At 57.0% G+C, this 15,013-nt stretch carries 13 protein-coding genes and 1 tRNA gene; 6 read left to right on the top strand and 8 right to left on the bottom strand.

Annotation, left to right across the window (positions count from 1 at the left end):
- The first annotated feature begins 27 nt into the window (after positions 1 to 27).
- Positions 28 to 104 (top strand) — tRNA-Met (locus AC2FLJ_RS18505).
- A 1,293-nt stretch (positions 105 to 1,397) separates the two neighbouring features.
- A complete protein-coding gene (locus AC2FLJ_RS18500) occupies positions 1,398 to 2,162 on the top strand; it encodes a DUF3299 domain-containing protein (RefSeq protein WP_282171006.1) in 765 nt (254 codons plus the stop codon).
- Between the two features lie 698 nt (positions 2,163 to 2,860).
- Here AC2FLJ_RS18500 and gph read toward each other — a convergent pair.
- Positions 2,861 to 3,520: a phosphoglycolate phosphatase gene (gene gph, locus AC2FLJ_RS18495; protein WP_282121072.1), complete on the bottom strand. Its 660-nt coding sequence runs from the start codon at positions 3,518 to 3,520 to the stop codon at positions 2,861 to 2,863.
- Positions 3,521 to 3,745: 225 nt separating this feature from the next.
- Here gph and hemP point away from each other — a divergent pair, with 225 nt between their 5' ends.
- Both hemP and AC2FLJ_RS18485 read left to right on the top strand, forming a co-directional pair.
- Positions 3,746 to 3,913, top strand: a complete 168-nt coding sequence (gene hemP / locus AC2FLJ_RS18490; RefSeq protein WP_081894606.1) for a hemin uptake protein HemP — start codon at positions 3,746 to 3,748, stop codon at positions 3,911 to 3,913.
- The gene (locus AC2FLJ_RS18485) at positions 3,910 to 4,386 is read left to right on the top strand and encodes a hypothetical protein (protein WP_496696502.1); all 477 of its coding nucleotides are present in this window, start codon (positions 3,910 to 3,912) and stop codon (positions 4,384 to 4,386) included. The genes hemP and AC2FLJ_RS18485 overlap by 4 nt, the downstream gene beginning before the upstream one ends.
- A gap of 51 nt (positions 4,387 to 4,437) precedes the next feature.
- Here AC2FLJ_RS18485 and AC2FLJ_RS18480 read toward each other — a convergent pair whose 3' ends face one another.
- The 7 genes from AC2FLJ_RS18480 to AC2FLJ_RS18450 all read right to left on the bottom strand — a co-directional run bounded on the left by AC2FLJ_RS18480 (position 4,438) and on the right by AC2FLJ_RS18450 (position 12,759).
- The gene (locus AC2FLJ_RS18480; protein WP_496707089.1) at positions 4,438 to 7,503 is read right to left on the bottom strand and encodes an aminotransferase class III-fold pyridoxal phosphate-dependent enzyme; all 3,066 of its coding nucleotides are present in this window, start codon (positions 7,501 to 7,503) and stop codon (positions 4,438 to 4,440) included.
- A gap of 15 nt (positions 7,504 to 7,518) precedes the next feature.
- Positions 7,519 to 8,391 carry an NAD(P)-dependent oxidoreductase gene (locus tag AC2FLJ_RS18475; RefSeq protein ID WP_496707087.1) on the bottom strand — a complete coding sequence of 291 codons (873 nt, stop codon included), beginning with the start codon at positions 8,389 to 8,391 and terminating at the stop codon, positions 7,519 to 7,521.
- A 97-nt stretch (positions 8,392 to 8,488) separates the two neighbouring features.
- A complete protein-coding gene (gene cueR / locus AC2FLJ_RS18470) occupies positions 8,489 to 8,878 on the bottom strand; it encodes a Cu(I)-responsive transcriptional regulator (protein ID WP_496696496.1) in 390 nt (129 codons plus the stop codon).
- Complete coding sequence (locus tag AC2FLJ_RS18465; protein WP_496707085.1) at positions 8,875 to 11,355, bottom strand: heavy metal translocating P-type ATPase; 2,481 nt, start codon at positions 11,353 to 11,355, stop codon at positions 8,875 to 8,877. The genes cueR and AC2FLJ_RS18465 overlap by 4 nt, the downstream gene beginning before the upstream one ends.
- Positions 11,356 to 11,458: 103 nt before the next feature.
- Entirely contained in the window at positions 11,459 to 11,620 is a 162-nt protein-coding gene (locus AC2FLJ_RS18460) for a hypothetical protein (RefSeq protein ID WP_186437498.1), read from the bottom strand.
- 42 nt (positions 11,621 to 11,662) lie between these two features.
- A complete protein-coding gene (locus AC2FLJ_RS18455) occupies positions 11,663 to 12,283 on the bottom strand; it encodes a pyridoxamine 5'-phosphate oxidase family protein (RefSeq protein WP_058275310.1) in 621 nt (206 codons plus the stop codon).
- Positions 12,284 to 12,294: 11 nt separating this feature from the next.
- Positions 12,295 to 12,759 (bottom strand): nuclear transport factor 2 family protein, encoded by a 465-nt coding sequence (locus AC2FLJ_RS18450; protein ID WP_496696492.1) that lies wholly within the window; start codon positions 12,757 to 12,759, stop codon positions 12,295 to 12,297.
- Between the two features lie 301 nt (positions 12,760 to 13,060).
- Between AC2FLJ_RS18450 and AC2FLJ_RS18445 the strand changes: the two genes are divergently transcribed.
- Together AC2FLJ_RS18445 and AC2FLJ_RS18440 are read left to right on the top strand one after the other, a co-directional pair.
- Positions 13,061 to 13,624 carry a TetR/AcrR family transcriptional regulator gene (locus AC2FLJ_RS18445; protein WP_496707084.1) on the top strand — a complete coding sequence of 188 codons (564 nt, stop codon included), beginning with the start codon at positions 13,061 to 13,063 and terminating at the stop codon, positions 13,622 to 13,624.
- A gap of 126 nt (positions 13,625 to 13,750) precedes the next feature.
- Positions 13,751 to 14,908 carry an acyl-CoA dehydrogenase family protein gene (locus AC2FLJ_RS18440; protein ID WP_496696488.1) on the top strand — a complete coding sequence of 386 codons (1,158 nt, stop codon included), beginning with the start codon at positions 13,751 to 13,753 and terminating at the stop codon, positions 14,906 to 14,908.
- Positions 14,909 to 15,013: the final 105 nt, after the last annotated feature.

Genomic DNA, 15,013 nt, shown 5'->3' with positions numbered 1-15,013 from the left:
CGAATAGGCGGTAGACCACCAAAGTGACGCGGGATGGAGCAGCCCGGTAGCTCGTCAGGCTCATAACCTGAAGGTCGCAGGTTCAAATCCTGCTCCCGCAACCATTACTGTCGAACAAGCCGCCTCCGGGCGGCTTTCGTCGTTCTGGGGCGCCCCTAACGCCAGCAATCCCAACAGTTCCCCAACCAACTCAATCGCATACTTCCATTCTTCAAGGGCCAACCCGATCTCTGGTAGAAGGCTGCGGATGATGGATGTTGCTTCGGCTTTGGTGCATGGATCATTCAATGCCGTGGCCAAATTGGCGACCTGTTCCCGGTAGAGGCCGGGCAGACCGGGGTGGAGCAAAACCGGCGGTTGGTCCGAGGCCGCGTTGATCGGTAAGCGTTGAATCTGACCCCCTAGATAACCTCTGACGAACCAGTTCCCAGCAGTTTATGATTTGTCAAAAAGGATAAAGGCATCATGAATTCTGAAATGTTGGGTGAGCCGGCAAGTGGCCAAAAATCGAGAGCGTCTTCAACGCCTATGGCTACTCAATTCCGGTTGGGAAAGCTCACCGTCGTCTGTGGACCCGAAGGTACAAAGATTAAATGGTGCAAAAAATGAAGTCGGGCCGTTTATCTGTTGGCGAAGTTGCAAAGACATGTGGTGTTAAACATGAGACCGCCTTCAGGTGGAAAAAAACGTCCGAGAAAAAGGTTTCGGGTCCTCATTCAACATTAGAATCCAAATCTCAGCAGCCCTTTAAGGAGATTAAAGTCAGCTCTCGTGAGCAAGCTGCCACAGCCGATTCAGAAAACAACATTTTCAAGCGCAGTGGCTGCAAGGCCCTATTTCCCGCCAGTTATAGGGGTCGAGATTTCAGTAAGAGCTTTCGAGAATTCAAACCATGAGGCCCCTTCTATCAAGGTAAAAAGCTCAAAGGTATGTCAATCGGGGAGCTCGTATGCATTTCGTACGGCTTTCGCGAGATCGCTTGCATCGTCCAAGGTGAATACTTGGATGGACAAAATTACGAAGTTGGAGGCAACGAGAAGCTTTTCACGCGAAGGCTAAAGCTCCGACCATTCGGGTGCTTTGACGAAGATGAATTTGAAGACGGACTAAAGTACCTACCCAAGATCGGTGATATTGCTCGCTTTTGTCCTAGCAGTAAGTCGGCAGCATCTTTGAAAGCATATCTCCTGATGGCTAAGTCATTGGTAAACTCTTGAAGGAAGACTTTCCGGTTTCCCTTCCCTGGTAAAAGGTCTTCAACTCGCATCTGGATTTCTCCGGCAATTCCGGGGCGGATAACTATCCGCTAGATCATGAAAGACGGTGTCATCTACAAAAACACGTTGGAGTGAATTATAGTGGATGCATCGAATTGGGCGATGTGACGGAATCTGTAAATGAGAACTTTGTATGGGATTGCTACTGTGGTTGCGCTGGCCCTGACCAGTCCTACCGCAATTGCGGCTCCGGGCATTGCGCTTGATTGGTCAGATCTGCCTGAACCGTCGGTTCAAGTCTATGAAGACCCATACCGGGACCTCAGTCCGGAACAATTTGACGACGTTCTTTTCGTGGTTCGAATGCGCAGCAGGCTGCAGCAGGATGTTGGAACCGCAGTGGAACGGCACGAATGGCAGAAGCTTCTGACCGAGACTGAAGACGCCCTGGTAGACAGTGGAGTTAATGTCGACTGGTTGTTGGATCAGCGGCAGGTCGTAACCGAGCGACGCAAAATGGCTGCGACCGCGGGCAATCAGAAATTCGATGGTCAGACGGTCACATTGGCCGGGTTTGCAATTCCGGCACCGGCAGATGCGGATGGCCGGCCCGTGGTCTATCTGGTGCCGGAACGGGGTATGTGCAGCCACATGCCTCCGCCGCCGCCAAACCAGATGATCCGGGTGCGTTTGAACGGGGACTGGACCCCCAGCTATTTTCACGAGCCAGTGCGGTTGACCGGAACACTGACCATTGATCCGACGGATCAAAGTATGATGGTTGTGGATGGGTTGATGCCCATGCGCGCAACCTTTCAATTGGATGCCGATAACGCCGAGACATTGGAAACCCGTGGTGACCGCCTAGAATGGACCCAAAGCGTTGCCGATCGCCTTCGCGCCGCAGGCAATCGCAAGACCGGGGGCGTTAAGACGTCCGAATGACACGGCTGTCGCTTTGTCACCCTTGTGCCCTCTGTTTACGCAGGCGGCGCTTTGGTTCAGGGGCTGTCCGGACCTTCATCCGTTGAGGCCGCGTTGGATTCCGGTGAAGGCCTGACGAATCCGTAGTACCGCTTGCACTTTCCACGCACTGACATCCCGTGATGGTTTCGTTGGAAGGATAGTTTGATCGGGTACGGGTTTTGGGTCAGTTTCGACGATCTGCCATTGAGGCAATCCACGAATGCCAATTTGGGAACTGGTGATGCGGCCGGCAGATCACACCGTCTTTTTTGTTCCTCGAAAACCCATTGCTGAATCCGGCGCAATCCAGCGTCACCCTGATCGGTCTGCGAGCTCAGACCGCTTTCTGTGGAAGGGCTGACTAATTTTTGTGGCAGTTTTGGCTTGGAGTAGAGTTTTTGCCCCTCAGATGGATGATTCTTGGGGTCAGCCATGTGTCAAAACGCGAATTTTATATTTTGGGTATTTTTTGTCATAAAAATAATAGAAATTTCAATTAGTTACATTCACCTACGGGAAACCCCCAATTCCTGAAGGCAGGGCGATTCGTTAATGTTAAATCATCCAAAGAGTTACTGCGGACAATACCACTTTTCCCCGATGAGGGGCTGGCTACTTACCCCCTCGGCCGGCCCCTCAACCGCCTTCCCAAGTCCCCCTGCCAGCAAATTTCTCCCCTATCCCTGCAATGCCTCCAGGACGAGTGCGGGTAGTTTATGCGTGTCATCGTAGCTCAACCTGTGTGGGATCTCTTCCACCGGAGTTTTTCGGTAGCCTTCCGAAAACAAAAGAAAGGGCACGTTTGCACGGCGCGCAGTTTCGGCATCCACTTCGCTGTCTCCGACATAGAGCCGGGGTCCAGCGTTCGCGACCGCGTTGAAGCTTGCCTCAAGGTGCGCGGGGTCTGGTTTGCGAACGGGTAGCGTGTCGCCGCCAAACACTGTTTCGAAGTGATGCGCCAGATCCAGTGCGTCCAGAATATGACGTGCGGGTGCCTCAGGTTTGTTTGTGCATACGCCCAGAACGCAGCCCAATTCGCGCAGTTGCGTCAGAGCTTGCGGGACGCCTGGGTAAGGGATTGTTTTGTCGCTGGAGGCGGCAGAGTAATGGGCGAGTGTGAGTTCGGTCAATTCGCTATGCTGTTCGATCGGCAGGTCGTGATGGCGGATCATGCGTTCGACCAGTTTTGGCAGGCCGTTGCCCACAAATTGTTTGATCGTGCTTTCCGGCAACGGGGCGATGCCGATATCCAGCAATGTCCGGTTGGCGGCCGCTGCAATGTCCGGAAGACTGTCCACCAGCGTTCCGTCCAGGTCGAACATGATTGTTGCCGTCATCGGTTTCCCCGTCGGTTAATGCGCGTGAGCCAGACCTAACCTGCATAAAATCCTTGCGCAATCACCCCACATCCGCGGTTTCCAGCGAATAGGGTTGACATACCTGACTAAATTAATCAGATTAACGGAAAGACCCCCTCAGCCAACCCAGTTCGGGTCAGCCATTTTGTTGAAAGCGCGAACAAATTAAGGCCCTTCGCCCGAGAACCTACTGGAGTTGTCCTGATGAATGTGCAGACCCCGAATCCCAGCCAGTCCTATGCGGTGTCCATGCTTCCGGCACATAAGGCCGAAGATCTGACCAAGGGTGGCAACCTGGCCCATATCGAACTGGGCGATCAACTATATACCTTGCGTATCACACGCGCCGGCAAGCTGATCCTGACAAAATGAGCACGCATTCCTCGCGCGGTGGCGCTGCGGTTGGGCGTCTGTCCGACCTCAGCCCAATCGAAGCCGGTGCTGTGATGTATCTGCGATTGTGGACCGAAAGTCCCGAGGCCCGTGCGGATGCTGCAAGCGATTTCGAAATTGCGCTTGGTCTGGATCAGGGGCGGGCGGCAATGATGACGCTGGATCGTTTGTGCGGGCTGTGTGCCCATCACGGCCGTCGCCCGTTGGTGCGGCATGGTCTTGGCTGTTCCTGCCTTGGTGCAGATGAAAACTGTTTCGCCCAGATGATTGCTGCCGCCTCGGAAGGAGCGCGTGAAGACGCGATGATGATGGCAACGCTGATCGTTCGACCAGACTTTGCCCCGGCACTGGCGTCACTGTCCGAAGAGATGGGTATGGTGCTGCGTCGGATGACTGCGTCAGTACCCTTGCCGACAACCGGGCACAAAACCCCCTCGGCCGTGCTGCATTAAGCGGCAGGCGGCTTCAAAACCCCGACTCTGGCGAGCCGGGGTTTTGTTGTTTCAGCAGCACCCGCAGCCCGCGTGATGATGATCATGATCGCAAGTCGGGGCAGGGGCAAAGTCACCGACTTCGGACAAAACCTCGCGCAGGGTCCAAAGGATCATGTCGACGTCTTCCGCCTCGATGGTTAAAGGAGGGCGGACTTTCAGGATGTTGTCCTTGGGTCCTTCGCTGCCGATCAGGATACGGTGATCGCGCATCCGGTTCTTGACGTAACTGCAGATTTCGGTGCCCTCGGATCCGTCTGGATTGATCAGCTCCACACCAAGAAACAAGCCCATGCCGCGCACGTCACCGACACAGGTGAAATCAGCCTCGATCTGTCGGAGCCCATCCATCAGCTGCCCACCCATGACACGTGCGTTGTCCTGAAGGCCTTCGTCATCGACGATGTCCAGCACCTCTTTGCCGATCCGGCAGGACAAGGTTGAACCGCCAAAAGTCGAAAAGAACTCGATGCCGTTGTTGAAACTGTCGGCGATGGCTTTGGTCGTGACCAATACGCCCAACGGATGCCCGTTTCCGATGGGTTTGCCCATGACAACGATATCCGGCAACGCACCCTGGTGTTCAAAGCCGAAATAGTAGTCACCAAGGCGACCGAGACCCGTCTGTACCTCATCAGCGATACAAACCCCGCCGGCCGCGCGGATTTTTTCGTAGACGGCTGGCAGATACCCTTTGGGTGGGATGATCTGGCCGCCAACCGAGGGGAAGGTCTCGGCGATAAAGCCAGCCAACCCTTGGCCTTTGACCTGTAGCACGGCAATAGCCGGATCCACGAGATCGGCGAATTTCTGTGCCCGGTCAGGATCGTCGCGCTTGAATGAGCCCCGGTAGTCGTCTGCAACCTCGACCAGTTCGACCCAATCGGCCTGGCCAATCCCGCCCGGTTTGTTGAACTTGTAGGCAGAGATCGCCACCGCCGCATTCGTATTGCCGTGGTACCCGTGGTCAGGCGTTACGATGCCTTTGGCCCCGGTATGCGCGCGCGCCAGACGCAAGGCCAGCTCGTTGGCCTCGGTGCCCGAGTTGACAAAAAAGCAGACCTCGAAATGATCCGGTAGCTTGGACAGGATTTTGTCAGCAAAGGCTGTCTGCGCCGGGTGCAGGTAGCGAGTGTTCGAATTCATCCGCTTCAACTGATCCGCCGCCACCGCATGAATGCGCGGATGCGCGTGGCCCACATGGGGGACGTTGTTATAGGCGTCCAGATAAGGACGGCCCCATTCGTCGAACAGATGATGCTTCCACCCGCGCACCAGCATGACCGGATCATCATAGGTCAGGCTAAGGTTGCCACCGAAATGGTCATGCCTACCTTGCAGGATCGCCTGCTTGTCGGTTGGGCGATAGAACACTTTGTCGTCTGGCAGGTTCAACAGCGCCGCGGGGTTGGGGCAAACGGCGTGCCACAACTCCATTTCATCAGGATCGCCGACACCGGGCCAGTCGTTCTCCATCCCGTCAGTGGCCAGAGCCAGTTGGAAATGCACATGCGGTGCCCAGCCGCCATTCTGCGTGGCGTCCCCCAGCCGCGCAAAGGCTGCGCCCTGCGCCACCGGATCGCCCGGTTTCAGCCGGTCACAGACCTCAGGGTCCAGATGACCATAGAGCGTATAGAACGGATCGCCTTCGGGGGTTTCATGGTGCAGGATCACTACGCCGCCATAATCCAGATGCGTATCGCGGTTTTCGACTGCCTCGATCCGGCCACTCATCGGTGCATGCAAAACAGTTCCGTCAGGGGCGAATACGTCTACGGCCAAATGCACCGTTCGCCTGTCAGAGGCCTTCCACGGTCCTTTGCGGAACGCAGGCTCGGCATAGATCAGGCGCGGTTCGTTGTAATAGCCCAGCCAGAGGCCTTCTCCGAACTCTTCGCCCACGCGCGCGGCTTCGTCTAGCGGCATGTGGAACGGGTTCTGGGGCCAGGTCGAGTTTTCAACCGACAGCGATCCCATCGGAACATCGCTCAGGTCCTGCTCGAACATCTGCGCGAATTGTCCGCGATGCTCGGACAGATAGGCGTGGATGCGTTCGGCCCCGTCGGTCACCGGCAACCCGCAGGCGGCGCGCAGCCGGGCGGACATCAAGCCGCCATTCATCGTATCGTTCTCTAGGAAGCGCCACGCAGGGGCCTGACTGATAGTTACATAAGGATCGTCCGGATTGTCCGCGGCCATCAAGGTCGAGTTCACCACGGACACGGCCAGCCGCATCCGCAGCAGCGGCCAGATCAGATCGACCTCGTCAGCACGCAGGCGATTGGCGGCGTGATAACCACGCACCAACGCCGTCAATGCCCGCTCGGGTTTTGGGTGGTCCAGAACGATATACGCCCCGGCAATTGCCAGATCGCAGATACGCGGTGCGGCGCACATATCACCAAGATCGATCAAGCCAGAGACGGTTTGCCGCTGACCCAGTTCACCGTCGACCAATATGTTGTAGTCGTTGGCATCATTGTGGATGGCTTGTTTTGACAATCCAGCCAGAGGGCCCGAGATTGCATCGAATTCAACGCAAATCTCTGACAATATCGCCTGCCGCGCAGGGTCGGCAATGGCCTTCAGCTTGTCCGAAATCCAGCCCGCTTGTGTCAGGTCCCATTTGAAATCCGCGCGGTGCAGCCCGTCATGGGTAAACCGTTCCAGTGCCCGGTCGGTTGCCCCCAGAACGCGGCCCAGTTTCAGGATCAGTTCCTCGGATTTAGGCGCAGCCTTTGCATAGCAATGGCCGGGCAGGCATTCGAGCAACCAAACCAGTCGGGGCTGCCCATCCTGATCAGGGATTTCCGGGAGCAGCGTACCGTTGATATCCGGAAAAACACTGGGAAAGGGCAGTCCCGGTGCCTCGGCGGCAACGTGTTTCAGCGCCTTGATCTGCAGGTCAATGAACTCTGCCTCGCAACCCGCGCGCATGACTTTCAGTACGTAGTCCTGACCATTGGTGGCCCTGACCAGAAAGTTGAGGTCATATTCGCCGTCCAGCCGGTTCAGTTTGGTCTCAAGCCCCCAATGGGTGCGCAGGGCGCGGGCCCAGAATTCGGTCAACTCGGTCATCAGTGCGACGGTCCTTTAATCCAGCGCGCGCAGGCGTTTGATCAGCGAGGATGTGTCCCAGCGTCCGCCGCCCAGTTTCTGAACGTCCTTGTAAAACTGATCGACCAGAGCGGTCACAGGCAGCGAAGCCCCTGTTTCATTGGCCGTATCCAGACAGATGCCAAGATCCTTACGCATCCAGTCCACCGCAAACCCATGTTCGAAATGGTCATCCAGCATTGTCTCATATCGGTTTGCCATCTGCCAACTGCCTGCCGCGCCCTGACTGATAACTTCAACGACTGTGCGGCCATCAAGGCCCGCCTTCTCGGCAAAGTGCAGCGCTTCGCTGAGGCCCTGCACCAGACCGGCAATAGCGATCTGGTTGCACATCTTGGTCATCTGACCTGCACCGCTGTCGCCGATACGACGGCATATCTTGGAATAGACCTGCATAATCGGTTCAGCCGCGTCATACGCCGCCTGATCCCCACCGCACATAATCGACAGAACCGCATTTTCTGCCCCTGACTGACCGCCCGAGATCGGAGCGTCCACAAAAGCGATGCCTTTTGTTTGCCCAGCTTCGTACAACTCGCGTGTCACCATGGCCGAAACAGTGGTGTGATCAACAAAGGTCGCCCCATTGGACATGCCGCTGAATGCGCCGTTTTCACCTGTGCAAACCATCCGTAGGTCGTCGTCGTTACCGACACAAGCCATGACGAAATCTGCACCCTGCGCGGCCTCTCGGGGCGTCGTCGCCATGGCGCCACCATGTTGGGCGACCCAAGCTTCGGCCTTATTGGCGGTGCGGTTGTAAACGGTCACCTCATGACCTGCGGCCTGCAAGTGACCGGCCATGGGGTATCCCATGACGCCCAGACCCAGAAACGCGACTTTTGCCATTTGGAGATCCTCTCTGCTGTCCGGTACCCGTTTCTTTCACCGGGCCGGATTGTTTAGCAGAGACAAAGCAAAGCTGCGTCCAAAGGGCAACCCCGCGTCACGCTTTGCCGCCCAAATCCTTTAGGATCGGGCAATCTGGCCTGTCGTCCCCGGCGCAAGCGTCGATCAGATGGCTCAGAGTATCCCGCATGGCGTTCAAGTCAGCGATCTTGGCTTCGATCTGGGCCATATGCGCGCGGGCCACCTTTTTGACATCGGCGCTGGCACGGGTTTCGTCCTCGTACAATGCCATCAGCGTCCGGCAATCCTCGATTGTGAACCCCAAGGCACGGGCGCGGCCCAGAAAATTCAGTTTGTGTACATCCTGACTGCGAAATCTGCGGTATCCGTTGTTATCGCGTAGCGGTTTCACCAAGCCGATATCTTCGTAGTATCGGATTGTCTTGGCGGGTAGGCCGGTCTGGTTTGAAACATCGCCGATATTCATGAGGTCACCGTTTGCGCTGAATGGCCTAGCGGGGTGTCAGGCAAGCTGGCCCGGACGCGTCGCAAACGCAGCGCATTCGAGACCACGAAAACACTGGACAATGCCATGGCCCCAGCGGCGAGCGCTGGGGACAGCAGATGGCCGCCAAAGGGGTAAAGAACCCCAGCGGCAACCGGAATAAGCAAGATGTTATAGCCGAACGCCCAACCCAGGTTCTGCTTGATGTTGCGCATGGTTCTGCGGCTGATCTCGACCGCGTTTGCGACGCCGCGCAGATCGCCCGACATCAGCACCACATCCGCAGTTTCAATCGCTACGTCTGTGCCGGTTCCGATGGCGATGCCGATATCCGCCGAAGCCAGTGCCGGGGCATCGTTGATGCCATCCCCGACAAAGGCCAGTGCGCCGAACGTGTCGCGCAGCGCGTTGATCGCGGCAAGCTTACCATCGGGCAGTACCTCGGCCGTGACATGATCAATGCCCAGCTTGTCCGCCAGAGCCTGCGCCGTCCGGGCGTTGTCGCCTGTCACCATCGCCAAGGTTAGCCCCATTTCGTGCAACCGCCCAAGCGCCTGCACAGTGCCGGGCTTGATCGGGTCCGCGACCGCAAGCATCGCCGCCGCCTGACCGTCGATGGCAACAAACAAAGGCGTTGCGCCCTCTTCGGCGCGCTGGTTGGCCTCGGCCATCAGGTCCGTGACGGTTATGTCGTTCTGCTCCATCAATCTGGCCGAACCGATCAGCAACTTATGCCCCTCGACCACAGCCCGAACTCCCAGCCCTGTGAGAGACTCAAATTCTGATACCTTGGGCAATTCAGATGGTCCGGCACGAGTGATGGCAGTGGCAACGGGATGCTCTGACCTTGCCTCGACGGCGGCCGCCAAACGCAGAACACTGTCGCGGTCAAAGCCGTTTGCAGTCGTAACACTCTCCAGTTCCGGCCGGCCCAACGTGAGTGTTCCAGTCTTGTCCAGTGCGACCACCTTGGCTTGCTGCAACTGCTGCAACGCATCGCCTTTGCGGAACAGCACACCCAATTCTGCCGCGCGGCCGGTGCCGACCATAATTGAGGTTGGTGTCGCAAGGCCCATGGCGCAGGGGCAGGCGATAATCAGAACTGAGACACCGGCGACCAGCGCCAATGGCAATGCCGGTTCCGGGCCGACGAACATCCAAATGGCGATCGTCAGCAGCGCAACAGCCATTACAACGGGCACAAATCGCGCAGTAATCCGGTCGACCAGCCCTTGGATCGGCAGCTTCGCCCCCTGCGCCTGTTCGACCATGTGGATCACCTGCGCCAGCACGGTGTCGGCACCAACGCGCGTCGCGCGCACCCGCAGCGCTCCGGTACCATTCATCGTACCGCCAACGACCTGATCCGATGGCGACTTGCCCACCGGCACCGGTTCGCCCGTGATCATGCTTTCATCCACATAAGAGGTGCCGTCCAGAACCTCGGCATCCACGGGAACCCGTTCGCCCGGGTGGATCTGCAAGGTATCGCCTACTGTTATGTCAGCGATGGGGCGATCAATGAAATTTCCGTCCTGTTCGACCCGTGCCGTTTTGGGCTGCAGCCCAACCAGCTTGCGGATCGCGGCCCCGGTCCGACCTTTGGCCCGCGCTTCCATGACCCGGCCCAGCAGTATGAGAACCACGATGACAGAGGCGGCCTCGAAATACACATTGGCGCTACCCTGCGGCAGGATCTGCGGGGCGAAGGATGCGGTGACGGAAAACAAATAGGCGGCCCCCGTTCCTAAGGCGACCAGCGCGTTCATATCGGGCGATCCGCGCATCAGTGACGGAATACCCTTGGCGTAGAACACGCGCCCGGGGCCAATCAGTATGGCCGAGGTCAGTGCGAACTGGATGAGGTGGCTGGTTTGCGTGCCGATCGTGGCCTGGACCCAATGGTGGAAGGCCGGGATCATATGCCCGCCCATTTCCAGAATGAATACAGGCAGTGCCAATACCGCTGCGAAGATCGTCGTGCGGGTCAGCGCATGCGCTTCGTCGGATTTCGTGTGGTCTGTTTGGTCAGCCGTCATGCTGTCTGCCACGCGCGCAGGGTATCCCGCTGCCTCAGACAAACTGGCCAGCTTTTGCGGGTCGGTGGCCCCGTCGATAAACGTGACCACAGCGGTTTCGGTCGCAAGATTGACTTGTGCGTCGACGACCGCAGGATCAGCGGTCAGCGCGTTCTCGATCTTTGCCACGCACGAGGCGCAGGTCATCCCGCCAATTTTCAGGGTCGTCTGCTTGCTGGCCGCCGGGTACCCGGCATTGCTCAGGGCGTCAGTCAGTGCGTTGATCGGCCCGGTATGTGTGACCTGCGCCGTTTCGGTCGCAAAGTTGACCGAGGCGTCGGTCACTTCTGGCACCGATTGCAATGCGGCTTCTACACGCCCCACGCAGGACGCGCAGGACATGCCCGAGATTTTGAGTTGTGTTGTTTGCGGCGTAGCCATGCGACTCGTCCCGATGTGTTATCTGCCCTCCAAATGGGGGTTCCAGTCACGGGAAGGTCAAGAGGTATCGCGGATTTTCTTTTTTGCAACCCGCGCGTCGGCGTCACCTGTTCGCAAACATTTCTAGCAAGAGAGAGTTGTAGGTATCCGGCGGCGGCGATCTGACAGCCTCGGGGGAGACAAAGAACGCAAGCGACACTGCGGCCGTGGTCAGCGCGATGCCTACAAGAATGAAACCGGCCATATTCAATGAAGATCGCGACATGGGCAAAGTCCTGGTTCGAGAGGTTCGTTCGGCGCTGTTGGGTCAGGACTGTTTTGCCAGCTCTTGCTTCAACCTGTCATTTTCGGCCTGAAGTTGCGCCAATTGCTGCCCTAGCGAGTTCAGATGTGGGCGAAGCTCGGCCTCGGTAAAGCGGGGCGTGATGTGGCGTGGGCAGTTCCAGTCCAGCGCTTCGACCCGGATGATCACGGCGCGTTCAGCCGGGGCATCGGCACCGTCAGGATATAGGCTGGTTGTGGCATCTTCGCCCTCGGTGAACGCGACCCGGCCAAGGATTTTCAGGCGTCGCCGATTGGCGTAATCCATCAGGATCATTGCAACCCGGTCATTTCCATCCAGGTTACCGCGCGAGATGTACTGCTTGTTGCCCGAAAAGTCGGCATAACCGATTGTCTGCGGTCCCAGAACTTTGAGAAACCCGGTCGGTCCGCCACGGTATTGCACATATGGCCAACCCGTTTCGGACACGGTGGACTGATAGAACCCGTCCCGCGCTTCGATAAAGGCCTTTTCAGGCTCGCCGATTTCGTGGCCTTGCTGCGGGCCACTTTCGATGAATTTGGCATAGGTCTTGGCAGACCCCATCCGTTCCTGATGGGCGCGGACGGCAGGGGTGAAGGTCAGTTCGGAAAAGGCGCGAGGCATGAGATGTCCTTTCAAAGTCCCAGATCGGACAGGCCGGGGTGATCGTCGGGGCGGGGGCCTTGCGGCCAGAAAAACAGACGTTCGGTTTCCGCAATCGGCAGGTCGTTCAGCGATGCATGGCGCTCGGCCATTCGACCATCTTCGGCAAATCGCCAGTTTTCGTTGCCATAAGACCGGAACCACTGACCGCTGTCGTCACGCCATTCATAAGCATAACGAACCGCAATGCGGTCACCGGAAAAGGCCCACAGCTCTTTGATCAACCGATAGTCCAGTTCCTTGTGCCACTTGCGTGTCAGAAAGGCATGGATGTCCGCATGGCCGCTTAGGAATTCTGCCCGATTTCTCCACTGGCTGTCTTCGGTATAGGCCGGGGTCACGACATCCGCATCACGTCTGTTCCAGGCGTTTTCCGCCAATCGCACTTTTTGCGTTGCGGTTTCCAGGGTGAACGGAGGCAGAGGAGGACGGTTCATTTGTAGGTCTTTCAAGCCAGAGAAGCTGCCATCAAGGCGATGGTCAAAAGAAGGGGGATGTACTGGTGCGAGAGAGGTCTGGTGCGGGGTCTCATATATTCGCTCCTGAGTTTACTGATCGGTACACTGTGCCCTAAATGTGTACAGATCGGTAACCTTTTTCAAGTGTTGAGTTGGATTTTTTTGAACCCACATTTTCGTCTCCTAAGGGGAGTAAGTGAAAACAGCAGGTTAGGCTGTGTCTGTTGCAGCCATCGCTGCGGTGCATTATGTACCGATCAGTACATACAGGAGCTGACAGATGCGCCCAAACAAACGTGACGAGCTGGTCCGCAAGGCATTGCAGGTCTTCTATCGTGACGGATTTCACGCCACCGGCATGGACAAGTTGGTGGTCGAGACGGGCGTGTCGAAAACGTCGATGTACAAACATTTCCGTACCAAGGAAGAGCTGATCCTGGCGGCTTTGCAGTTGCGGGATGAGAACTTTCGCAAATGGTTCCTGCAACGGGTTGATGAACTATCCGACACACCGGCCGAACAGCTGATCGCCAGTTTCGATGTGCTGGGCGAATGGTTCCAGGAGGACAGCTTTCGCGGATGCATGTTCATCAAAGCGGGCGCAGAGTATCAGGAACAAGATCACCCAATCCATTTGCAGGCAGCCGAACACAAGCATCTGATGCTCGAGTTTCTCACCGATTTGGCCCGCCAGGCAGGCGCACGTGATCCCGAGGCATTGGGATGCCAGCTGATGCTCTTGCAAGAGGGCGCAATCGTTACGGCCGTCCTGGTAAAAAGCTGCGATCCTGTGCGAGATGCAAAGGCAGCGGCACAGGTTCTGCTGGATAATGCCCTGGCTTGATCATGTTTAAACCTGTGAACGTAAGGTCTTGCACGAAAAAGACGTTGCGTAGCATTCCGGTGGATGGGTTGGTTTGCGCGGTGCCCAACGCTACCCTTATCGAAATTCGATTTGGGAGAAGCCTACATGTCGCTATTCAAGCCAACCGCCAACTGGGTCACTGACGAACATCAGATGTTTGCCGAAATGGCAAACCGGTTCATGGACGACGAACTTGTGCCCAATATCGAACGCTGGAACCAAAACGGCATGGTTGATCGCGAATTCTGGAACAAGGCCGGGGACATGGGGCTGATGGCCGGCGCTATTGCTGAGGAATATGGTGGCGTAGGCGGCGGGATTGGATTTGACGCGGTCACGATGTACGGGCAAGCCGCACGCGGTGACTCGGGTTGGGGCTTTGGAATTCAGTCGATCGTTGTCCATTATCTGAACGCCTATGGCAGCGAGGATCAAAAGCACAAGTGGCTCCCCCGTCTGGCATCCGGTGAAATGGTCGCGGCTTTGGCCATGACCGAGCCGGGAACAGGTTCGGACGTTCAGTCCGTTCGCACCACCGCAGACAAGGACGGAAATACCTATCGTTTGAACGGGTCCAAGATCTTTATCACCAACGGCCAATCCGCCGATTTGATCCTGGTGGCCGCAAAGACGGATAAATCGCAAGGGTCCAAGGGCGTATCGCTGATCGCCGTAGAAACCGAAGGCGCAGAAGGATTTCGTCGGGGCCGAAACCTCAAGAAACTGGGGATGAAGGCCAACGATACGGCCGAGCTGTTCTTTGAAGACGTCAAGGTTCCGATGACGAACCTGATCGGACCAGAAGAAGGCCAGGGCTTCTATCAGATGATGAAGCAACTGCCCTGGGAACGCCTGACTATCGGCATCATGGCGCTGGGCGCGATCGACTTCGCAATTGCCGAAACTGTACGCTATACGCAGGAACGCAAGGCTTTTGGCCAGCGCGTTATGGACTTTCAGAACACGCGTTTCAAATTGGCCGAGTGCAAAACCAAGGCCGAAGTTCTGCGCAGTTTCGTCAATGACTGCATCGCACAACTTGAGGCGGGCACGTTGGATGCGGCGACGGCCTCGATGGTGAAATACTGGGGTTCGGAAGTGCAGAACGAGATCATGCACGAATGCCTTCAGTTGTTCGGTGGTTACGGGTTCATGATGGAATACCCGATCGCCCGGCTTTATGCGGATGCGCGGGTGCAGATGATCTATGGCGGTACCAACGAGATCATGAAGGAACTGATCGCCCGTTCTCTGGACAAGTAACGCACCCAAAGGGCTCCCGCCTGTCGCCAACGTTTCTGGAAAACGTCTCATCCCGTTGGGTCGGGCAGGTGCGGGCGCAGCCCGCACCTGCCCGACCTCTCTGCT

It is taken from the genome of Ruegeria sp. CDSA034 (assembly GCF_059612275.1).
Note: the sequence above shows the minus strand (reverse complement) of the source record. Positions and strands in the feature narration are given on the sequence as shown.